Below are 21,487 nucleotides of genomic sequence, written 5' to 3' on the forward strand. Positions count from 1 at the left end.
AATCTGCCGTCAACCTTTAATTTCACAATAGTGTCATATAGGCCAAAAAAGCCCACAAACACGAAGGCCGGCCCCAAGGGGCCGGCCTTCTTCCCTTCTACTTACAAGCTAGGGAATGCGAATTGCGACGCCTCATGGCTCGCACGTTGTGGCCAGCGTTGGGTGATGGCTTTACGGCGAGTGTAGAAACGCACACCGTCCGGGCCATACGCATGTAAGTCGCCGAACAGCGAACGCTTCCAGCCACCGAAGCTGTGATAAGCCACCGGCACCGGCAGCGGCACGTTAACGCCGACCATGCCCACTTCGATTTCATCGCAGAACAACCTCGCCGCTTCACCGTCACGGGTGAAAATGCAGGTGCCATTACCATACTCGTGATCGTTGATCAGTTGCATTGCCTCTTCCAGGCTGTTCACCCGAACGATGCACAACACCGGCCCGAAGATTTCTTCTTTATAGATACGCATCTCTGGTGTGACGTTATCGAACAGGCAGCCACCCAGGAAGAAACCTTCCTCATGACCAGCCACACTCAAACCACGACCGTCGACCACCAGGGTCGCACCGGAAGAAACGCCGTCTTCTACGTACCCGCTGACCTTGTCGCGCGCCTGACCGGTGACCAGAGGCCCCATGTCCAGACCACAGGTAGTGCCCGCTCCGATTTTTAGCGCCTTGATCTGCGGCACCAGTTTTTCCACCAGCGCATCCGCCACCTGGTCACCGACGCACACCGCCACCGAGATCGCCATGCAGCGTTCACCGCAAGAACCGTACGCCGCGCCCATCAGTGCGCTGACCGCATTATCCAGATCCGCATCCGGCATCAGCACCGCATGGTTCTTCGCGCCGCCCAATGCCTGAACGCGTTTGCCGCGCTTGGTGCCTTCGGCGTAGATGTATTCGGCAATCGGTGTCGAACCCACAAAACTCAGCGCTTTGACTTCCGGCGCTTCGATCAGCGCATCCACCGCAGCCTTGTCACCGTGCACAACGTTCAGCACGCCTTTAGGCAAGCCGGCTTCCAGCAACAGCTGAGCGATCAGCAGCGTGGAACTTGGATCACGCTCCGACGGTTTGAGGATAAAGCAGTTACCGCAAACGATCGCCAGCGGATACATCCACAGCGGCACCATCGCCGGGAAGTTGAACGGGGTGATGCCGGCCACCACGCCCAATGGCTGGAAGTCCGACCAGGCATCAATGTTCGGGCCGACGTTACGGCTGTATTCGCCCTTGAGGATTTCCGGCGCTGCGCAGGCAAACTCGACGTTCTCGATACCGCGCTTCAATTCGCCCGCCGCATCTTCCAGGGTCTTGCCGTGCTCTTCGCTGATCAACTGCGCGATACGTGCTTCGTTCTGTTCCAGCAATTGCTTGAAGCGGAACATCACTTGAGCACGTTTGGCCGCCGGCGTGTTACGCCAGGCCGGAAAGGCTGCCTTGGCCGAGTCGATGGCTTTCTGAATGGTTTCGCGGCTGGCCAATGGCAGCTTGTGGATCGTTTGGCCGGTAGACGGGTTGAACACGTCGGCCGTACGACCGTCTTCGGTCACCAGTTCGCCATTGATCAAATGCGGGATAAGGCTCATGTAGCGCTCCTGAAAAGTTGTCCACAGGCGCCCGTTAAAGGGCGCCTCTATATAGAAGAGAAAATCAGTCGATCTTGTTCAGCACTTCGCCGACCGCGTCGAACAGACGATCAAGGTCTTGCGGCTTGCTATTGAAGGTTGGGCCGAACTGCAGGGTGTCGCCGCCGAAGCGCACATAGAACCCGGCTTTCCACAGCGCCATACCCGCTTCGAATGGACGCACGATCGCGTCGCCATCACGTGGCGCGATCTGGATCGCACCGGCCAAACCATAGTTACGAATGTCGATGATGTTCTTCGAACCTTTCAGACCGTGCAGCGCATTTTCGAAATGCGGCGCCACTTCGGCCACGCTCTGCACCAGGTTTTCCTTTTGCAGCAGGTCGAGTGCCGCCAGGCCAGCGGCGCACGCCACCGGGTGCGCGGAGTAGGTGTAGCCGTGGGGGAATTCCACTGCGTACTCAGGCGTCGCCTGGTTCATGAAGGTCTGGTAGATCTCGGAACTGGCAATCACAGCGCCCATAGGGATCGCGCCGTTGGTGACTTGCTTGGCGATGCACATCAGGTCCGGGGTCACGCCGAAACTGTCGGCACCGAACATCGAGCCGGTACGGCCGAAACCGGTAATCACTTCATCGAACACCAACAGGATGTTGTGCTGATCGCAGATTTCGCGCAGACGCTTGAGGTAACCCTGTGGCGGCACCAGTACGCCAGCGGAACCGGCCAGTGGCTCAACGAATACGGCGGCGATGTTCGACGCATCGTGCAGTTCGATCAGCTTCAGCAGCTCGTCAGCCAGGGCGATACCGCCCAGCTCCGGCACGCCACGGGAATAGGCATTGCTCGCCAACAGTGTGTGCGGCAGGTGATCGACGTCCATCATCGCCTGACCGAACATTTTGCGGTTTCCGTTCACACCGCCGAGGCTGGTGCCGGCGATGTTCACACCGTGGTAACCACGGGCGCGACCGATCATTTTGGTCTTGGTCGCCTGGCCTTTCAGGCGCCAGTAAGCGCGGACCATTTTCACGGCTGTGTCAGCGCACTCGGAACCGGAGTCGGTGAAGAACACGTGATTCAGATTGCCCGGGGTCAGGTCGGTGATTTTCTCAGCCAACTGGAACGACAGCGGATGACCGTACTGGAAGCCTGGCGAGTAATCGAGGGTGCCCAGTTGTTTCGATACCGCTTCCTGGATTTCCTTGCGAGTGTGCCCGGCGCCGCAGGTCCACAGACCGGACAGCGAGTCATAAACTTTGCGGCCCTTGTCATCGATCAGCCAGCTGCCTTCGGCGCCCACGATCAAACGCGGATCGCGCTGGAAGTTACGGTTGGCGGTATAAGGCATCCAGTGAGCATCAAGCTTGAGCTGGCTGGCCAGGGAAGACGGGGCGTTTTCAGGCAAGTTCATCGGGCAAAACCTCGCAGAGCAATAAGCGGCATAGAGATCAAAAGCGTTCTTGCAGCTAAATTGCCACGGGGATAAAGTCGGTGAAATCCAACTTTTCTAACGTTCAGTCAGGCTACCACTAAACTATGAGCACGCGTCGTCCCGATCCACTGGCGCAAGTCAGTGACTTTGATATCCGCTTGCTGCGGATCTTTCGCAGCGTGGTCGAGTGCGGCGGCTTCTCTGCGGCTGAAAGTGTGTTGGGGATCGGTCGCTCGGCCATCAGCCAGCAAATGAGCGATCTGGAACAGCGCCTCGGCCTGCGTTTGTGCCAACGCGGTCGCGCCGGTTTTTCCCTGACCGAAGAAGGTCGCGAGGTGTACCAATCGGCCTTGCAGCTATTAAGTGCGCTGGAAAGTTTTCGCACCGAGGTCAACGGCCTGCATCAACACTTGCGTGGCGAATTGACCATTGGCCTGACCGACAACCTGGTCACCCTCCCCCACATGCGCATCACCCACGCCTTGGCTCAACTGAAGGAACGCGGCCCGGATGTGCAGATTCAGATTCGCATGATCGCGCCGAATGAAGTGGAACAAGGCGTGCTCGATGGCCGCTTGCATGTCGGTGTCGTGCCGCAGGCCAGCGCGTTGTCGGGGCTGGAATATCAGCCGCTCTACAGTGAACGTTCACTGCTGTACTGCGCGGTTGGCCATCCACTGTTCTATGTCGATGACAAACAACTCGACGATGAACGGCTCAACAGCCAGGACGCAATTGCGCCGACCTTCCGATTGCCAGCGGACATCCAGGCCCATTACCAGGCGCTCAACTGCACCGCCAGCGCTTCGGACCGTGAAGGCATGGCGTTCCTGATCCTGACCGGTCGGTACATCGGTTACCTGCCAGACCACTACGCCAGCCTTTGGGTGCAACAAGGTCGATTGCGAGCGCTGAAACCCACCGCGCGTTTCTACGACCTGAGCCTCGCATCGGTCACCCGCAAGGGTCGTCGCCCCCATTTGGTGCTGGAAAGCTTTCTCGAGAGCCTGGCCGCCACACGCTAGAACCCCACGAAAGCCGCATAAACAAAGGACCTCGGACTGTATAAAAGAAAATAAGCTGAGCACTTGGACAGCTTTTTGCAAAGCAGGATGAACTTGCCCGTCAGCCCTGCTTACAAAAAAGAAGACCTACGCCCATGCAGCCAGAAACCTCAAACCCCAGCGATTTGATCTACGGCCTCAACGACCGCCCGAAACCGCTCGCCGCGTTACTCGCCGCCCTGCAACACGTGCTCGCCAGTTTCGTCGGCATCATCACCCCGCCACTGGTGATCGGCTCCGCCCTCGGCTTGACCGCGCATTTGCCTTACCTGATCAGCATGGCGTTGATGGTGTCCGGTGTCGGTACCTTTATTCAGGCGCGCCAGCCCTTTGGCATCGGTGCCGGGATGATTTGCCTGCAAGGCACCAGTTTTGCGTTTTTGGGCGCGGTGCTGTCGGCTGGCTTCCTGGTGAAGCAACGAGGCGGCAGCCCGGAAGACATTTTGGCGATGATCTTCGGTGTGTGCTTTTTCGGCGCCTTGGTGCAGATCGTCCTGAGCCGCTTCATCGGCCAACTGCGCAGAGTGATCACGCCGCTGGTTACGGGGATTGTCATAACATTGATCGGCATCAGTCTGATCAAAGTGGGCATCACCGACCTTGGCGGTGGCTTCAACGCCGCAGATTTCGGGGCGCCGGGCAATCTGGCGCTGGGGCTGTTCGTGCTGTTGACGATCATTCTGCTTAACCGTTCAAACACACCGTGGATTCGTCTCTCGGCCATCATCATCGGATTGGTGCTGGGCAGCGTCGCGGCGTATATCAGTGGAAAACTCATCCCGCAACCGTTGCCTGATTTGCCACTGGTCAGTCTTCCGATCCCGTTCAGGTACGGATTCAGCTTCGACTGGACGGCTTTCCTGCCCGTTGCGCTGATTTATCTGATCAGCACTATCGAAACAGTCGGCGACCTGACCGCCAACTGCATGCTCGCCCGTCAACCGATTAGCGGCCCCTCCTATATCAAGCGTCTCAAGGGCGGTGTACTCGGTGACGGCATTAGTTGCCTGATCGCCGCCACCTTCAGCGCATTCCCCAACACCACGTTTGCGCAGAACAACGGCGTGATTCAACTGACCGGCGTCGCCAGCCGTTTCGTTGGCTTATACATCGGCGTCGTGCTGTTTTGCCTCGGGCTGTTTCCGTTGATTGGCGCAATGCTGCAGCAAATTCCGAAACCGGTGCTTGGCGGTGCAACGCTGGTGATGTTCGGCAGTGTCGCGGCGGCTGGCGTGCGCATTCTTGCGCAAGCACCGCTGGACCGTCGCAGCATGTTGATCATCGCCACCTCGTTCGGTGTCGGGCTGGGAATCGCGGCGCAGCCGAACCTCTTACATCTGCTGCCTGAACTGGTGCAGAACCTGTTCGATTCAGCGATCACCAGCGGCGGCTTGACGGCATTGCTGATGTGCTTGTTGCTGCCAGAGTCGAAGGCTGATGTGCAGAGCGTCAACCGCGCTCAAGAAAGTGCCCCGGTCGAGCAGGCTTAAGGGTTTTATCGCACCGGGACTTGTCTGGAACCCGTGGGTGCGTTATCAACGCACTTGGTAGCGCCCCCCACCCGACTGGAATTGCCTATGACCTTTGAAGTCCCTGCTCATGGCGGAAAACCTGCCAGCCGCATTCGTCAGAAGAACGAAGAGACCATCATCAAAGCCGCCGAAGACGAGTTCGCCCGTCACGGGTTCAAAGGCACCAGCATGAACACCATCGCCCAGAATGCCGGGTTGCCCAAGGCGAACCTGCATTACTACTTCACCAACAAACTCGGTTTGTACGTGGCGGTGTTGAGCAACATCATCGAATTGTGGGACAGCACCTTCAACACCCTGACCGCCGAGGATGACCCGGCCGAGGCATTGACCCGTTATATCCGCGCCAAAATGGAATTCTCACGGCGCCAGCCACAAGCCTCGCGGATCTTCGCCATGGAAGTGATCAGCGGCGGCGAATGCCTGACCGAATATTTCAACCAGGACTATCGCGCCTGGTTCCAGGGGCGGGCAGTCGTGTTTCAGGCGTGGATCGATGCTGGAAAGATGGACCCGGTGGACCCGGTTCACCTGATTTTCCTGTTGTGGGGCAGCACTCAGCATTACGCCGACTTCGCGACCCAGATCTGCCGAGTCAGCGGACGCACCAAGCTGACCAAGCAGGATATGGAAGAAGCCGGCAACAACCTGATCCGCATCATCCTCAAGGGCTGCGGCCTGAACCCTGCCATTTAAGACACTTATGCCTTTTACCCTCAGCGATTTTTGCGAGTACCGCGAAGAGATTCGCAAAAGCCGCTTCATCACCTTCGCCGCGCCGATATCCAGCCCGGCAGACGCCCAAGCGTTCTTCGAACAGCACAGCGATCTCAATGCTTCGCACAACTGCTGGGCGTGGAAACTCGGTGATCAGTACCGCAGCAACGACGATGGCGAGCCCGGCGGCACTGCAGGCCGACCGATTCTGGCGGCGATCGAAGCGCAGGATTGCGACCAGGTCGCGGTGCTGGTGATTCGTTGGTACGGCGGTATTCAATTGGGCACCGGTGGCCTCGCCCGGGCGTATGGCGGCGGCGCCAACAAGTGCCTGCAAAAGGCGCCGAAGGTGGAGCTGATCAGTCGAGTGCCTGTCAGCTGCGCCTGTGCTTTCAGTGAATTGGCGCTGGTGAAACTTCGCGTCGCGGAACTGGGCGGTTTGGTCGTGGAAGAAACGTTCACCGCCAATGGCGTCGAATTGCAATTAGCGGTTGGACAAACGCAGATCCGTACCCTGCAAACGCAGCTGGCGGACTTGAGTCGCGGACGCATTGTGTTGCAGCACTGAGCGCACCAACAACGCTCACGCTTATTCCGCCGTGGTTGGAAATTTGCCCACATCTACTGTGCACCCGGCTGTGTATAACCTGAGCACAGGTGCCTGCAACCCTTCTGCCATGCGGGTTTGCGGACTTTGTTCATTTTTCGTCCAATCTGCTATCACTCCCACTAAATCCACGTAAAAACAAATAGTTAGCTCGGGTTAGCACCTTTAGAAGATAGCCGCTCAGTGCTTATGCCCGACCCTTGAGCTTGCGCACAAATACTGTGGAGCAACCTGTGGATAACCCGTTCATGGCTATCGCGACCCCATAGCTGGCATGGCTTGCGAACTACTGATCATTTTTCAACCAAATGCGCACGGGCAAAATCAGAGCCTGGTCAACAGCATCGCCCTCAAGTGGTGCCTGATTCGCAGTGGATGGGGCGCACCCATTGTCCTCTGGGACAGCACCTATTCGGATTAGCAGCTTTCCTGACTAAGTGGCCAGGAAATTGCTTTATCCAGGCATCACGTCCCTCGACCCGAGTCCGTCATGCCCAACCCCGTGCCGTCCCCCGATCAAACGCCTCGCCTGCAGTTGCGCAAGATCAGTAAACGCTACCCCGGATGCCTGGCCAACGATGCCATTGACCTGAACATTGCACCTGGCGAAATCCACGCCCTGCTCGGGGAAAACGGTGCTGGTAAAAGTACGCTGATGAAGATCATTTACGGCGTCACCCACGCCGATTCCGGGGAGATGATCTGGCAAGGACAACGCGTAACCATGCGCAACCCGGCCCAGGCTCGAGGTCTTGGGATCGGTATGGTGTTCCAGCATTTTTCGCTGTTCGAAACATTGAACGTGGCGCAGAACATTGCCCTGGCCATGGGCGCGGCAGCCGGCACACCGAAACAGCTGGAACCGAAGATTCGTGAAGTGTCCCGACGCTATGGCATGGCGCTGGAACCGGAGCGACTTGTCCACAGCCTGTCGATTGGCGAGCGGCAACGGGTGGAAATCGTTCGGTGCCTGATGCAAGACATCCGCCTGTTGATTCTTGATGAACCCACTTCGGTGCTAACCCCGCAAGAGGCCGATGAACTGTTTGTCACCTTGCGCCGACTCGCGGCCGAGGGCTGCAGCATTTTGTTTATCAGCCACAAGCTCGGTGAAGTCCGGGCACTGTGCCACAGCGCCACCGTGTTGCGCGGCGGGCGAGTGGCCGGGCATTGCCTGCCGGCCGAATGCTCGGACCGGCAACTGGCGCGGCTGATGGTCGGTGAAGCGGCCGAGGCGATTACGGACTATCCGAAGGTGGTGGGCGGCGCTGCGTTTCTTACTGTCAACCGATTGTCCTGGCCCAATCCTGATCCGTTCGGCTGCTCGCTGAAGGACGTCGACCTAGAGGTGCGCGGTGGCGAAATCGTCGGCATCGCCGGGGTCGCGGGTAACGGCCAGGATGAATTGCTCGCACTATTGAGCGGCGAAGAACGACTGACCCGCAACGACGGCGCGACGATCAGTTTCGGAGAGCAAGCGGTCGCTCATCTGCGCCCTGACTCGCGTCGTAATCTCGGCCTGGCCTTCGTTCCCGCTGAACGCCTGGGTCACGGTGCGGTGCCGGATTTGAGTCTGGCGGACAACGCGCTGCTCACCGCCTTTCAACAAGGGCTGGTCAGCAACGGATTGATTCAGCGCCGCAAGGTCGAAGCGTTGGCCGACGAGATCATCCGTCGCTTTGGGGTCAAGACGCCCGATGCTCAAACAGCGGCGCGCAGTCTGTCCGGCGGCAACCTGCAGAAATTCATCCTCGGCCGGGAAATCCTCCAGCAACCCAAATTGCTGATCGCCGCGCACCCGACCTGGGGCGTGGACGTCGGGGCCGCCGCGACCATTCACCGCGCGCTGATTGCCTTGCGCGATGCCGGCGCGGCGATCCTGGTGATCTCCGAAGACCTCGACGAATTGTTCCAGATCAGCGACCGACTCGGTGCCTTGTGCAGCGGTCGGTTGTCGCCACTCAGAGCCACCGTCGACACGCGCCTGATCGACGTCGGCGGCTGGATGGCCGGCCAGTTCGACGCCCCTCAATCACTCGCCCCCGCAACGGTTTAACGGAGTTTCACATGCTGCTTTCTCTCGAACCCCGTGGCCAGCAATCGCGCCTGATGCTGTGGTGTTCGCCGCTGCTGGCGGCGGCGCTGACGCTGGGCTGTGGCTCATTGCTGTTTATCGCATTGGGCCACGATCCATTGCTCACCTTGCACACCTTGTTGATCGCACCGGTCAGCGACTTGTATGGCGTCTCGGAATTGTTGGTCAAAGCGTTGCCGATCTTGCTCTGCGCGCTGGGGCTGGCGGTGGCGTATCAGGCGCGGATCTGGAACATCGGTGCCGAAGGTCAATTGTTGCTCGGTGCGCTGGCCGGCAGTGCCTTGGCCGTGAACATCATCGACCTGCAAAGTCGCTGGGCCCTGGTGTTGGTCCTGCTGGTTGGCACTCTGGCCGGTGCAGCGTGGGCCGGCCTGACGGCTTGGTTGCGCACCCGGTTCAATGCCAACGAAATCCTCACCAGCATCATGCTCAATTACATCGCCCTGAACCTGCTGCTGTTCTGTGTCCATGGGCCGCTGAAGGATCCCGCCGGGTTCAATTTTCCGGAGTCGGCGATGTTCAGTGATTTCAGCCGTTTGCCGTTATTGATGGAAGACGGTCGGGTTCATGCCGGGGTGTATTTCGCCTTGCTGGCGTTGGTCGCTGTCTGGGTGTTGCTGCAAAAAAGCTTTGTCGGTTTTCAGATCAAAGTGTTGGGGCTGGACAAGCGTGCGGCGGGTTTCGTGGGCTTTCGCGAGAAACGATTGATCTGGCTAGCGCTGTTGATCAGCGGCGGTTTGGCGGGCCTGGCCGGCGTGTGCGAGGTGACCGGCCCTATCGGCCAGTTAGTGCCGCAGGTCTCGCCCGGCTACGGCTATGCGGCGATCACCGTGGCGTTTCTCGGACGACTCAACCCCATCGGCATTCTGTTTTCCAGCCTGTTGATGGCGCTGTTGTACATCGGTGGCGAGAGCGCGCAGATGAGCATGAACCTGCCACAAGCCATCACTCAATTGTTCCAGGGAATGATGCTGTTTTTCCTGCTGGCCAGCGACGTGCTGATTCTCTACCGACCACGTTTGAACGTGCGCTGGGCTCGCCGCGCGCCAGCCACCGAACCTGCAGGAGCGCTGTGATGGATATCGATCTGCTGAGCAATATTTTCTACGCCATGGTCCGCTGCGGTACGCCGTTGTTGTTGGTGGCGCTGGGTGAATTGATCTGCGAAAAGAGCGGCGTGCTCAACCTGGGACAGGAAGGGATGATGCTGTTTGGCGCGGTGATCGGTTTTATCGTCGCGCTGAACAGCGGCAACCTGTGGCTCGGCGTGCTGTTGGCGATGCTCGCAGGGATGTTGTTGTCATCACTGTTTGCCGTGGTGGCGCTGGTGTTCAATGCCAACCAAGTGGCCACCGGGTTGGCGCTGACGATCTTTGGCGTGGGCCTGTCGACGTTTATCGGTGCCGCATGGGTGGGTAAACCATTGGCCGGTTTTGAACCGGTGGCGATTCCTTACTTGAGCGAGATCCCGCTGATCGGGCGGATGCTGTTTGCCCAGGATTTGTTGGTGTATCTGTCGTTCGTGCTGTTTGCGCTGGTGGCCTGGGTGATTGTGAAAAGCCGTGTCGGGCTGATCATTCAAGCTGTTGGAGAAAACCCGGATGCCGCCAGTGCGATGGGCTTGCCGGTATTGGGCGTGCGCGCACTGGCGGTACTGTTTGGCGGCGCGATGGCCGGGTTGGCCGGCGCGTACCTGTCCCTGGCGTACACGCCGATGTGGGCCGAAAACATGAGCGCCGGGCGTGGCTGGATTGCCTTGGCGCTGGTGGTGTTTGCCAGTTGGCGAGTGTGGCGTTTGCTGCTGGGCGCGTATCTGTTCGGGCTCGCCAGCATCCTGCATCTGGTGGCGCAGGGGTTGGGGCTGGCGATTCCATCGAGTCTGCTGGCGATGCTGCCGTACGTCGCGACGATTGTGGTGTTGGTGCTGCTGTCGCGAGATGCGGTGCGGACGCGGTTGTATGCGCCGGTGTCGTTGGGGCAGCCGTGGCAGAGCGGGCATTAGCGGTCGCCTGCACCGGCCTCATCGCGAGCAGGCTCACTCCTACATTAGACCGCGTTCCCCTGTGGGAGCGAGCCTGCTCGCGATGACTGCCGAACAGGCAACACCTGAGCCACGCCCCACGCCAATTCAAAGACCAGGAAAATCACCAATAAAGAACTGGCGCCATGGAGCAAGGCGTAAAGCTGCCAAGCCGAAAACATAAACCGCGCCACCGCGTCATACTGCCCAAACACCTGCTGCGGATCACGAATCCGCAGCACGGCCCAGACACACACAATCGAGCCCAACAGATTCGCCATCAGCATGTGCATCGGCTCAAACGGCGGCAGCGCTCCGGGCAGATCGAACGCCTGACTCACACCCGTCAACACCCCATGCAAACCCGAAAAACTCCACGGCGTGACAAACGCCGCCGTCACGATCAAGTCGTACCAGGCGCTGCCCCGCACCACCCGGCGATATTGCGTTGAAGTCCACATCGGCCTTGCTCCATATATTCGAGGAGCAACAAGGCTAAAGCCTGGAGTATGCTCCAGGGTCAAGCCCTCTCGAGACGTCAACATGCGCATCGGTGAATTAGCCCAGGCCAGCGCGGTCAGCCGCGATACGCTGCGTTTCTATGAGCAGCGCGGATTGATCGCGGCGCAACGCAGCGCCAATGGTTATCGCGACTATCCAGCGGACATGGTGCAACTGGTGCAGTACATCAAAACAGCTCAGCGACTGGGTTTTACCCTCGGCGAAATCGGCAACAGCGTCGCGGCAATCTGGCAGTCACCCGATCCAGACAGTGCCGTCACGCAATTGCTGCAAGACAAACTCAAACTGATCGAAACCCGCATGGCCGAACTCGGCGCGTTGCGCAGCGAGTTGCAGCAACGGCTCGGCCAGCGCTGTCCTTTAAATCCGTGACCCTCTTTTTTCAAGGAAGCCACTCATGTCCAAGGCAAAAACCGCACTCATCATCGGAGCCTCCCGGGGCTTGGGCCTCGGCCTGGTGAAAACCCTGCTGGCCGACGGCTGGCAAGTTACCGCCACCGTGCGCAACCCGCAAAACGCCGACGCCCTGCGGGCCTTGGGTAACGTGCGGATCGAAAAACTCGACATGGACGATCAGCCTGCGGTGATCGCCCTCAGCCAACAACTCAAGGATGAAACGTTCGACCTGTTGTTCGTGAATGCCGGAGTCAAGGGCCCGGACGTTCAGACACCCGGCGGCGCAGCGTTGGCCGAAGTGGGCCAGCTGTTTTTCACCAACGCCGTGGCCCCGATCAACCTGGCTCAGCGTTTCATCGGGCAGATTCGCCCGGACAGCGGCGTGCTGGCGTTCATGAGCTCAGTGCTGGGCAGTGTGACCATGCCCGACGCGCCGGAACTGGCGTTGTACAAGGCCAGCAAAGCGGCGCTGAACTCCATGACCAACAGCTTCGTCACGCAATTGGGCGAGCAGAAACTCACCGTGCTGTCGCTGCATCCGGGCTGGGTGAAAACCGACATGGGCGGTGAAGGTGCGGACATTGATGTGGACACCAGTACCCGTGGGCTGGTTGATCAGGTCAATGCCTACACCGGCAAGGGCGGGCATCATTTTGTGAATTACAGAGGTGAAACCATTCCCTGGTAAACACCACCCTCATGTGGGAGCGAGCCTGCTCGCGAAAGCGGTGGGTCATGCAGCATTTATGGCGCTGACACAACGCCTTCACGAGCAGGCTCGCTCCTACAAGGGATCATTCCACTCACCGAATTTTGGTGTCTTGTCGGGCGAAGCTTGCCCGGAACAGCGTTTTGTCCGAAACTCCGCACCTCGCCCCCGCGGCGATCCTGGATCAGCAGACAGGGTAATCACTGAGCTGGCAACCCTGAACCCAACTTTCAGAGGAGCCGGCCAACATGCCTGCATCCCGTACCTGGTTAAAAAACCCCCTCGCGATCTTCACTGCCAATGGCCTCGATGCTAGTGGCGGTCTGGTTGTGCAAGACGGTGTGATCGTCGAAGTTCTCGGCGCTGGCCAGCAACCTTCCGCCCCCTGTGGACAAGTCTTCGATGCCCGCGAGCATGTGATCTTGCCGGGGCTGATCAACACCCATCACCATTTCTATCAAACCCTGACCCGCGCCTGGGCGCCGGTGGTCAATCAGCCATTGTTCCCATGGCTGAAAACCCTGTACCCGGTCTGGGCCCGCCTCACTCCGGAAAAACTTGCTCTGGCCACCAAAGTCGCGCTGGCCGAGTTGCTGCTGTCTGGTTGCACCACCGCCGCCGATCACCATTACCTGTTCCCCGAAGGCCTGGAAAATGCGATCGACGTGCAAGTCGAAAGCGTCCGCGAACTGGGCATGCGCGCCATGCTGACCCGCGGTTCCATGAGCCTCGGTGAAAAGGACGGCGGCCTGCCACCGCAGCAGACCGTGCAGGAAGGTGAAGTCATCCTCGACGACAGCCAGCGCTTGATCGCCGAATACCACGAACGCGGTGCCGGCGCGCAAATCCAGATCGCCCTGGCGCCCTGCTCGCCATTCTCGGTGACCCCGGAAATCATGTCCGCCAGTGCTGAACTGGCCAACAAACTCGACGTGCGCCTGCACACCCACCTGGCCGAAACCCTCGACGAAGAAGACTTCTGCCTGCAACGCTTCGGCCTGCGCACCGTGGATTATCTGGACAGCGTCGGCTGGCTCGGCCCGCGTACATGGCTGGCCCACGGCATCCACTTCAACCCGGACGAAATCGCCCGCCTCGGCGCCGCCGGCACCGGTATTTGCCATTGCCCAAGCTCGAACATGCGCCTCGCTTCCGGCATCTGCCCGACGCTGGACCTCACGGCGGCGGGCGCGTTGCTCGGGCTGGGCGTGGACGGTTCGGCGTCCAACGATGCATCGAACATGATGCTCGAAACCCGCCAGGCGCTTTACATTCAGCGCCTGCGTTATGGCGCCGAGAAGATCACCCCGGAACTGGTGTTGGGCTGGGCGACCAAGGGCTCGGCGAGCTTGCTGGGCCGCACCGATATCGGCGAGCTGGCAGTCGGCAAACAGGCGGATCTGGCGCTGTTCAAACTGGATGAACTGCGCTTCTCCGGTAGCCATGATCCGGTGTCGGCGTTGCTGCTGTGCGGCGCTGATCGTGCGGATCGGGTGATGGTCGGCGGCAAGTGGCGAGTAATTGATGGGCAGGTTGAGGGGCTGGACCTCAAGGGTCTGATTGCCGATCACAGCCAAGCGGCTCGACAGCTGATTGCCGGAACCTGATTCGCCGCCTGATCGTTCCCACGCTCCGCGTGGGAACGATCACCTATCGACTACAGGCCCAACAGCGACAACATGATGAATGTCGCGAACAGCACAAAGTGGGTCATGCCTTCGATCGCGTTGGTTTCACCATCGTTGAGGTTGATCGCACTGACGATCAACGTCAGGAAGATCATCACCGTCTGCACCGGGGTCATCGCCATTTGAAACGGCTGGCCGGTGTAGAGCGCCATCGCTTCCATCACTGGCACCGTCAGAATCACCGTCGATAGCGACGCGCCCATGGCGATGTTGACTACCGATTGCATGCGATTGGCCAACGCTGCGCGCAATGCGGTCAAAATCTCCGGCGCCGCCGAAATGGCCGCCACCAGAATGGCTGTAATCACCGGCGGCGCGCCCGTCCCTTCCAGCCCCAGATCGAGGGTCTTGGACATCACCTCGGCCAGTGCGCCGATCACCACCACGCCAAACACCAACGTGCCGATACTCAGCACCAGATTGATCGGTTCAGGCGCTTCCTCCGGGACTTTCCGGCGGCGTTTTTCCGGGTAGCTGTAGCTGAAAAAATAACTGTGCGGCCCGACCTGCATCCGCAGGAACAATGCGTAGAGCACGACCATCGCCCCGATGGTGAAGCCCGAATACAGCTTCCAGTTGGCCTCGGGAATGAACTCCGGCACCACCATCGACACGCCCATGGCGGTGAGAATCATCACGCTGTAGCTGCGCGCCGAGTCATCGTTGTAGGACTGCTCGCCATGCTTGAGCCCGCCCATCAACGCGGCCAGGCCGAGGATGCCGTTGATGTCGAGCATCACCGCCGAGTAAATCGTGTCGCGCACAAGGGTAGACGAGGCTTCGTTGCTCATCATGATCGCCAGGATCACCACTTCCACCAGCACCGCCGCCAACGTCAGGATCATCGTGCCGTAAGGATCGCCGACTTTTTCCGCCAGCAACTCGGCGTGATGGGCGACGCGCATGGAGGCGGCGACGATGAACGCTATCAACACCAGGCCGGCAGCCAGCGCGACCGGTTGGCCGCTGTGGAGCATCCAGTGCTCCAGCGGGTACGCGACGACGGCGGAGAGCACGGCCAGCAGCAGAACTGTTTCTTGCTTGAGGAGTGAGAGCATTGCGGGCCTTTTTGCGCAGTGGAGCGAAATCAGTGCGATGAGCTACAGACTGCGGTGCGGCGCTAACGTTTCGTTACACCTTAGCGCACCAGTGGATGGCAGCAGTGCGACGCCATGCACTTTTATTGGCCGCACTGGCCTCACCGCGAGCAGGCTCGCTCCCACATTGGAATGCGGTCCCCTGTGGGAGCGAGCCTGCTCGCGATGGCCGTGACACGGTCCCAAGCTGTTTGTTGTCTTGTTGGTCAGCAATTTGCATTGGCCTTTCCAACCTCAAAACAAAATGGAGTTGGAATTCATGCATACACGTCCGTTGAAGAAGCTGCTGATTGCCGTCGCCACAGCCATCGGTCTGAGCACCAGTCTGACCGCCAGTGCCGCCGACCCGCTGAAAGTCGGCTTCGTCTACATCGGTCCGATCGGTGACCACGGCTGGACGTATCAGCATGAACAGGGGCGCAAGGCGTTGGCCGAAAAATTCGGCGACCAGATCACCACCAACTACGTGGAGAACGTCGCCGAAGGCGCCGACGCCGAGCGGGTGATCCGCAACATGGCCAAGGACAACTACGACCTGATCTTCACCACCTCCTTCGGCTACATGAACCCGACCCTGAAAGTGGCGAAGCAATTTCCCAAGGTGACCTTCGAACACGCCACCGGCTACAAGCAGGACAAAAACCTCGGCACCTATCTGGCGCGCACCTATGAGGGTCGCTACGTCGGCGGCTTCCTCGCGGCGAAGATGACCAAGACCAAAAAGATCGGCTACGTCGCCTCCTTCCCGATCCCGGAAGTGATCCGCGACATCAACGCCATTCAACTGGCCCTGAACAAGTACAACCCCGGCACCGAGATCAAGGTGGTGTGGGTCAACTCCTGGTTCGATCCGGGCAAGGAAGCTGACGCCGCCAACGCGCTGATCGACCAGGGCGTGGACGTGGTGTTCCAGCACACCGACAGCCCGGCGCCGATCCAGGCGGCTGAACGTCGCGGCGTGTTTGCCGTCGGCTACGCGTCGGACATGGCGCACTTCGGGCCGAAAGCGGTATTGACTTCTATCGTCAACGACTGGGGCCCGCACTACATTCAAGCGACCCAAAGCGAACTTGATCACTCCTGGAAGTCACAGGATTACTGGGGCGGTTTGAAAGAAGGCACGGTTGAACTGCCGATCAGTGATCTGGTGCCAGCGCCGGTGAAAGCCGAAGCCGAGCAGATCATTGCGGACATCAAGAGCGGCGCGTTCCACCCCTTCACCGGGCCGATCAAGGATCAGGCCGGTGTCGAGAAGTTTGCGGCGGGCGCGATGGCAAGCAATGCGGACCTGGCGTCGATGAACTACTACGTTGAGGGCATGAAGGCCGATATTCCGAAGTAACCTACCTTCCATGATCGTTCCCATGCTCTGCGTGGGAATGCAGCCCGGGACGCTCCGCGTCCCAAGAGCGGATGCAGAGCGTCCATTGAGGCATTCCCACGCAGAGCGTGGGAACGATCAATATAGAGTCTACGAAATGAACCAACTCCCGATCATCGACATCGCCCCGCTCTACAGCGATGACCAAACCGCCTGGCATTCCGTCGCCCGCCAAATCGATCACGCCTGCCGCGAATGGGGCTTTTTCTACATCAAGAGTCACCCTATTTCCGCGGAGCGCATCGACGCCCTGCTCGACCACGCCCAACGCTTTTTCGCCCAACCCACCGCCGAAAAGCTCAGGATCGACATCACCCAAACCCGCCACCATCGTGGCTACGGCGCCATCGCCACCGAACAACTCGACCCGAGCAAACCCAGTGATCTGAAGGAAACCTTCGACATGGGCCTGCACCTGCCGGCCGATCATCCCGACGTGCTGATGGAAAAACCCTTGCGCGGCCCGAACCGTCATCCGTCGCTACCCGGCTGGGAGGCGCTGATGGAACAGCACTACGCCGACATGCAGGCGCTCGCCCAAACGCTGTTGCGGGCAATGACGCTGGCACTGGGCATCGAGCGGGATTTTTTCGACCACCGTTTCAACGAGCCGGTCAGCGTCCTGCGGATGATCCATTACCCGCCGCGCCACACCGCCAGTTCCGCTGAGCAACAAGGCGCCGGCGCCCATACCGATTACGGCTGCATCACCCTGCTGTATCAAGACGCCGCCGGCGGCCTGCAAGTACGAAACGTCAAAGGCGAATGGATCGACGCGCCACCGATTGAAGGCACCTTCGTGGTCAACCTCGGCGACATGATGGCGCGCTGGAGCAACGACCGGTACCTGTCGACACCGCACCGGGTGATCAGCCCCCTGGGCGTCGACCGTTATTCGATGCCGTTCTTTGCCGAGCCGCACCCCGACACACGCATCGAATGCTTGCCCGGTTGTCAGGATCAAATGCACCCGGCGAAATACCCGTCCACCACCTGCGCCGAATTTTTGCTTTCGCGCTTCGCCGATACCTACGCCTATCGACGGGAACAGGAAGCGGTGTGATCAACCATCTGTCAGTTATTGCAAAATGTTTCCACAGGAATCTGCAGAATGCTCCCCATTTGCACCTGATGAGAAAAGACTATGTACGACTGGCTGAACGCCCTGCCCAAGGCAGAATTGCATTTGCACCTCGAAGGCTCGCTGGAGCCTGAGTTGCTGTTCTCCCTGGCTGAACGCAACCAGATCGCCCTGCCGTGGAGCGACGTCGAAACCCTGCGCAAAGCGTACGCCTTCAACAACCTGCAAGAGTTTCTCGACCTGTATTACCAGGGCGCCGACGTGCTGCGCACTTCGCAGGACTTCTACGACCTGACCTGGGCGTACCTGTTGCGTTGCAAGGCGCAGAACGTCATTCACACTGAACCGTTCTTCGACCCGCAAACCCACACTGACCGTGGCATACCGTTCGAAGTGGTGCTCAATGGCATCGCTGCCGCCTTGAAGGACGGCGAGCAACAACTGGGCATTACCAGCGGTTTGATCCTGAGCTTCCTGCGCCACTTGAGCGAAGAAGAAGCACAGAAAACCCTCGATCAGGCGCTACCGTTCCGCGATGCGTTTGTAGCCGTGGGCCTGGACAGTTCGGAAATGGGACACCCGCCAAGCAAGTTCCAGCGCGTGTTTGACCGTGCACGTCACGAAGGCTTCCTGACCGTTGCCCACGCTGGCGAAGAAGGCCCGCCGGAATACATCTGGGAAGCCCTCGACCTGCTGAAAATCCAGCGCATCGACCATGGCGTGCGCGCCATCGAAGACGAGCGTTTGATGCAGCGGATCATCGACGAGCAGATCCCGCTGACCGTGTGCCCGTTGTCGAACACCAAACTCTGCGTGTTCGATCACATGTCCCAACACAACATCCTCGACATGCTTGAGCGTGGCGTGAAAGTGACCGTGAACTCCGATGACCCGGCGTACTTCGGCGGGTATGTGACCGAGAACTTCCATGCGTTGTACACCGACCTGGGCATGACCCAGGATCAGGCCAAGCGCCTGGCGCAAAACAGCCTTGATGCGCGATTGGTCAAACCATAAGCCACACCGCATACACCCTGTGGGAGCAGTCTGGCTCCCACAGCAGCTGGATGATGCTTCATCCCTAAAGCGCCATCTCCAACTCGGTTTCCTTCGCGAAGCGATGGATCTCACGCTGTCCCGCGGCGGTGACCTGCAAGGCGCGGGATTCATTGGGCAGGCTCAGCCAGCCCGATTGCATGAACAGCTGCAACAGGGCCGCGCCCAGTGAACCGCCCATGTGGGGGCGTCTTTCGCTCCAGTCGGGACATGCGCAGGCCACTCGGCTGTTGCGATGCGCCAGCGCCTGGATGAACACGCCACGTGTCGCCAATTGGGTGGAACCTTTGTGGGTAATCATGACCCGCTTTTCGATCTGTTCGATCCAGCCTGCATCCAGCAATCGCTGGTAAAGGTCGGCGGCCAGAGTACCGCCCAAATGGTCGTCGCACAGCCTGGCTCGCAGCAGTGACGAAGGCGCGGTCTGAGGTTTGGCGATAGGGTTGGGGCGCTTGAAAACATCCGGGACCTCTCTTGGTGTACTGGCCAGGGTCGCACTGGCCAATGCCTCGATGGCCGCACCGACTTCGGGGGCTGCCAGGCGGAAAAATCGCTTTCGCCCACGGATTTCAACTCTCAACAGACCGCCTGCGGACAATCGTCCCAGGTGTGCGCTGGCCGAAGAGGGTGACAGGCCGGCCAACAATGCCAGCTCTTCGGTTTGCCGCGCCGTGCCGTCCATCAAGGCCCACATCATTGCGCTGCGCTTTGGGTCAGCCAGCAACGTGGCGATCTGGCTGATGCAAGGTGCATGTTCCATGTATTCACTCCCTGTTGAATCGTTTCGTCTGCTGCTCAGAGACATCTTGACCAGTAATGTGTCGTCGGCCAAGCCGCGGAAACCGCCATAAGCCGGGCAAGGCACTCCACGCCCCGATGCCAAGGCTTCGCAGTCAGGGCGAAGGTCGGTGATTGAGCGGGGGGCCATGCCGACTGTAACGCGGACTCGCCATCGCGAGATTGACGGTGCGTACATGAGGCGGGCGCTAGTATAAGCGGGTTGACCGCCGGATCCTGCCCCTGGGAAACCGTGGGTGCTGATAGTTGCTGACAGAAATTTCGCTATTTACCTGCGACTAATGATCGATGCCCGATATCGTCGGAAATTGGCTGCTTAAATGAGCACATCGGCTGGCAAGCATTTCCCGTAACAGGTTCACAGGCTTACTCAATTGTGCGCGATGGGCGCACAGCAAATTCAGAGGTGCGCGCTCACAGAGCAGCTCTGGCATCAGCACTTTCAGCCGCCCGGCGAGCACATCGGCGGCGACATCGAGCCAGGATTTGTAAGCGATCCCTGCGCCTGCAACCGCCCACAACCGCACCACATCGGCATCGTCACTGAAACGGTCACCGCTGACGGTCAGGCCGACTTCACGTTTGCCGTCATGAAAACTCCAGTGATCGTGGACCCGGCCGCCGAGCATGAACAATAAGCAATTGTGCTGAGCCAGTTGCTCCAGCTGCCGGGGCTCGCCATGTTTAGCAAGATAACCAGGCGCTGCGCACAGTACCCGGCGGTTCTGCGGGGCGATGGGCAGCGCCACCAGGCTTGAGTCTTCCGGTTCGCCATAGCGCAGGGCAATGTCGACCGGTTGGCGGAACAGGTCGGCGATGCGGTCACCCAACAATAGCCGCACGGTCAGTTTCGGATGCTCACGCTGAAACTCGTCCAGCCACGGCAGCAACAGGTTGCGGCCAAAGTCCGACGGCGCGGACAACTGCAAAATCCCACTGACCTGGTCTTGACCACTGGCCAGCAATCGACGCCCCTCATCAAGGTTGCTCAGCGCCGCCCGGGCATATTCCAGAAAGCCCTCGCCTTCGGCCGTCAGGCGCAGGCTTCGGGTGGAGCGGGCGAGCAAACGTGCGCCAAGTTGCTGTTCGATGCGCTTCAACGCCGCACTGGCCACTGCCGCCGACATGTCCATCACCCGCGCCGCCGCCGACAGGCTCCCCAGATCCGCAGCCCGGACAAACAGCTGCAAGTCATCAAAACGCAGCATCTCCAGCCTCGATTATCAAAAAAATATTGAAAGAGACTGCTCTTTTAGCGGGTTTTATCTTGCTGCGAAATAGCCAATCATCTGCCCCATCGAATTCCTCACACTCCCGGAGTCGTCCATGTCCCAGCCATTTACCGCCATTGCCACGCTCATCGCCAAAGCCGGCCAACAAGACACTCTTGAACAGCACCTGCGCGCGCTGGTGGAACCGACCCGCGCCGAGGCCGGTTGTGGTCAATACGATCTGCACCAGGACCTCGCCAACCCGCAGGCCTTTTACATGATCGAGCAGTGGAGCAGCGACGAAGCCCTGCAAGCGCATGACGCCAGCGCCCACATCCAGAATTTCCGCGCCAAGGCCGGCGATTTTCTCGAACACTTCGACCTCAAGCGCCTGCGTACCGTGGCCTGATTCCTAATGCCGATCAGTCAAGCCGACGAGCACTTTGTAGCAGCTGGCGAAGCCTGCGTCCGGCTGCGAAGCAG

General features: G+C 59.6%; 20 protein-coding genes. 14 read left to right on the plus strand and 6 right to left on the minus strand.

All coding sequences use genetic code 11. The annotated features are described in order from the left end of the window. Nucleotides 1-101: 101 nt before the first annotated feature. Both PMI22_RS14880 and PMI22_RS14875 read right to left on the minus strand, forming a co-directional pair. Complete coding sequence (locus PMI22_RS14880; RefSeq protein ID WP_007945897.1) at nucleotides 102-1,595, minus strand: CoA-acylating methylmalonate-semialdehyde dehydrogenase; 1,494 nt, start codon at nucleotides 1,593-1,595, stop codon at nucleotides 102-104. A 64-nt stretch (nucleotides 1,596-1,659) separates the two neighbouring features. Then, the gene (locus PMI22_RS14875; protein WP_007945898.1) at nucleotides 1,660-3,009 is read right to left on the minus strand and encodes an aspartate aminotransferase family protein; all 1,350 of its coding nucleotides are present in this window, start codon (nucleotides 3,007-3,009) and stop codon (nucleotides 1,660-1,662) included. Between the two features lie 125 nt (nucleotides 3,010-3,134). Between PMI22_RS14875 and PMI22_RS14870 the strand changes: the two genes are divergently transcribed. The 7 genes from PMI22_RS14870 (at nucleotide 3,135) to PMI22_RS14840 (ending at nucleotide 11,047) form a co-directional block, all read left to right on the plus strand. Then, nucleotides 3,135-4,055, plus strand: coding sequence for a LysR family transcriptional regulator (locus PMI22_RS14870; protein WP_007945899.1), 921 nt, complete (start codon nucleotides 3,135-3,137; stop codon nucleotides 4,053-4,055). 134 nt (nucleotides 4,056-4,189) lie between these two features. Continuing rightward, a complete protein-coding gene (locus tag PMI22_RS14865) occupies nucleotides 4,190-5,584 on the plus strand; it encodes a uracil-xanthine permease family protein (protein WP_007945900.1) in 1,395 nt (464 codons plus the stop codon). Between the two features lie 87 nt (nucleotides 5,585-5,671). After that, nucleotides 5,672-6,322 carry a TetR/AcrR family transcriptional regulator gene (locus PMI22_RS14860; protein ID WP_007945901.1) on the plus strand — a complete coding sequence of 217 codons (651 nt, stop codon included), beginning with the start codon at nucleotides 5,672-5,674 and terminating at the stop codon, nucleotides 6,320-6,322. Between the two features lie 7 nt (nucleotides 6,323-6,329). Further along, entirely contained in the window at nucleotides 6,330-6,911 is a 582-nt protein-coding gene (locus PMI22_RS14855; RefSeq protein ID WP_007945902.1) for an IMPACT family protein, read from the plus strand. A 529-nt stretch (nucleotides 6,912-7,440) separates the two neighbouring features. Beyond that, the gene (locus PMI22_RS14850) at nucleotides 7,441-9,006 is read left to right on the plus strand and encodes an ABC transporter ATP-binding protein (protein WP_007945904.1); all 1,566 of its coding nucleotides are present in this window, start codon (nucleotides 7,441-7,443) and stop codon (nucleotides 9,004-9,006) included. 11 nt (nucleotides 9,007-9,017) lie between these two features. Next, the gene (locus PMI22_RS14845; RefSeq protein WP_007945906.1) at nucleotides 9,018-10,121 is read left to right on the plus strand and encodes an ABC transporter permease; all 1,104 of its coding nucleotides are present in this window, start codon (nucleotides 9,018-9,020) and stop codon (nucleotides 10,119-10,121) included. Next, nucleotides 10,121-11,047, plus strand: a complete 927-nt coding sequence (locus PMI22_RS14840) for an ABC transporter permease (RefSeq protein ID WP_007945907.1) — start codon at nucleotides 10,121-10,123, stop codon at nucleotides 11,045-11,047. The genes PMI22_RS14845 and PMI22_RS14840 overlap by 1 nt, the downstream gene beginning before the upstream one ends. Before the next feature lie 44 nt (nucleotides 11,048-11,091). Here the strand turns inward: PMI22_RS14840 and PMI22_RS14835 are convergent, their stop codons facing one another. Next, complete coding sequence (locus PMI22_RS14835; protein WP_007945908.1) at nucleotides 11,092-11,526, minus strand: hypothetical protein; 435 nt, start codon at nucleotides 11,524-11,526, stop codon at nucleotides 11,092-11,094. Nucleotides 11,527-11,608: 82 nt separating this feature from the next. Here PMI22_RS14835 and PMI22_RS14830 point away from each other — a divergent pair, with 82 nt between their 5' ends. The 3 genes from PMI22_RS14830 to PMI22_RS14820 all read left to right on the plus strand — a co-directional run bounded on the left by PMI22_RS14830 (nucleotide 11,609) and on the right by PMI22_RS14820 (nucleotide 14,299). Next, nucleotides 11,609-11,959, plus strand: coding sequence for a MerR family transcriptional regulator (locus PMI22_RS14830; protein WP_007945909.1), 351 nt, complete (start codon nucleotides 11,609-11,611; stop codon nucleotides 11,957-11,959). Between the two features lie 25 nt (nucleotides 11,960-11,984). Further along, complete coding sequence (locus tag PMI22_RS14825; RefSeq protein WP_007945910.1) at nucleotides 11,985-12,671, plus strand: SDR family oxidoreductase; 687 nt, start codon at nucleotides 11,985-11,987, stop codon at nucleotides 12,669-12,671. Nucleotides 12,672-12,940: 269 nt separating this feature from the next. Further along, nucleotides 12,941-14,299, plus strand: a complete 1,359-nt coding sequence (locus tag PMI22_RS14820) for an 8-oxoguanine deaminase (protein ID WP_007945911.1) — start codon at nucleotides 12,941-12,943, stop codon at nucleotides 14,297-14,299. Between the two features lie 50 nt (nucleotides 14,300-14,349). Here PMI22_RS14820 and PMI22_RS14815 read toward each other — a convergent pair whose 3' ends face one another. Beyond that, nucleotides 14,350-15,438, minus strand: a complete 1,089-nt coding sequence (locus tag PMI22_RS14815; RefSeq protein ID WP_007945912.1) for a calcium:proton antiporter — start codon at nucleotides 15,436-15,438, stop codon at nucleotides 14,350-14,352. A gap of 298 nt (nucleotides 15,439-15,736) precedes the next feature. Between PMI22_RS14815 and PMI22_RS14810 the strand changes: the two genes are divergently transcribed. From PMI22_RS14810 to PMI22_RS14800, 3 genes are all read left to right on the plus strand, one after another. Continuing rightward, on the plus strand, nucleotides 15,737-16,819 hold the full coding sequence (locus PMI22_RS14810; RefSeq protein ID WP_007945913.1) for a BMP family ABC transporter substrate-binding protein: 1,083 nt from the start codon (nucleotides 15,737-15,739) through the stop codon (nucleotides 16,817-16,819). Nucleotides 16,820-16,955: 136 nt separating this feature from the next. Beyond that, nucleotides 16,956-17,921: an isopenicillin N synthase family dioxygenase gene (locus PMI22_RS14805; protein ID WP_007945915.1), complete on the plus strand. Its 966-nt coding sequence runs from the start codon at nucleotides 16,956-16,958 to the stop codon at nucleotides 17,919-17,921. Nucleotides 17,922-18,002: 81 nt separating this feature from the next. Further along, nucleotides 18,003-18,956 carry an adenosine deaminase gene (locus tag PMI22_RS14800; protein ID WP_007945916.1) on the plus strand — a complete coding sequence of 318 codons (954 nt, stop codon included), beginning with the start codon at nucleotides 18,003-18,005 and terminating at the stop codon, nucleotides 18,954-18,956. A 64-nt stretch (nucleotides 18,957-19,020) separates the two neighbouring features. Here the strand turns inward: PMI22_RS14800 and PMI22_RS14795 are convergent, their stop codons facing one another. Together PMI22_RS14795 and PMI22_RS14790 are read right to left on the minus strand one after the other, a co-directional pair. Next, nucleotides 19,021-19,755, minus strand: coding sequence for an ArsR/SmtB family transcription factor (locus PMI22_RS14795; RefSeq protein WP_007945917.1), 735 nt, complete (start codon nucleotides 19,753-19,755; stop codon nucleotides 19,021-19,023). Nucleotides 19,756-20,071: 316 nt separating this feature from the next. Then, nucleotides 20,072-21,001, minus strand: a complete 930-nt coding sequence (locus PMI22_RS14790; RefSeq protein ID WP_007945918.1) for a LysR family transcriptional regulator — start codon at nucleotides 20,999-21,001, stop codon at nucleotides 20,072-20,074. A gap of 118 nt (nucleotides 21,002-21,119) precedes the next feature. Between PMI22_RS14790 and PMI22_RS14785 the strand changes: the two genes are divergently transcribed. After that, on the plus strand, nucleotides 21,120-21,413 hold the full coding sequence (locus tag PMI22_RS14785) for a putative quinol monooxygenase (protein ID WP_007945919.1): 294 nt from the start codon (nucleotides 21,120-21,122) through the stop codon (nucleotides 21,411-21,413). The last annotated feature ends 74 nt before the right edge of the window (nucleotides 21,414-21,487 follow it).

Origin of the sequence: Pseudomonas sp. GM21, assembly GCF_000282215.1 — a bacterium.
Taxonomy (GTDB): domain Bacteria; phylum Pseudomonadota; class Gammaproteobacteria; order Pseudomonadales; family Pseudomonadaceae; genus Aquipseudomonas.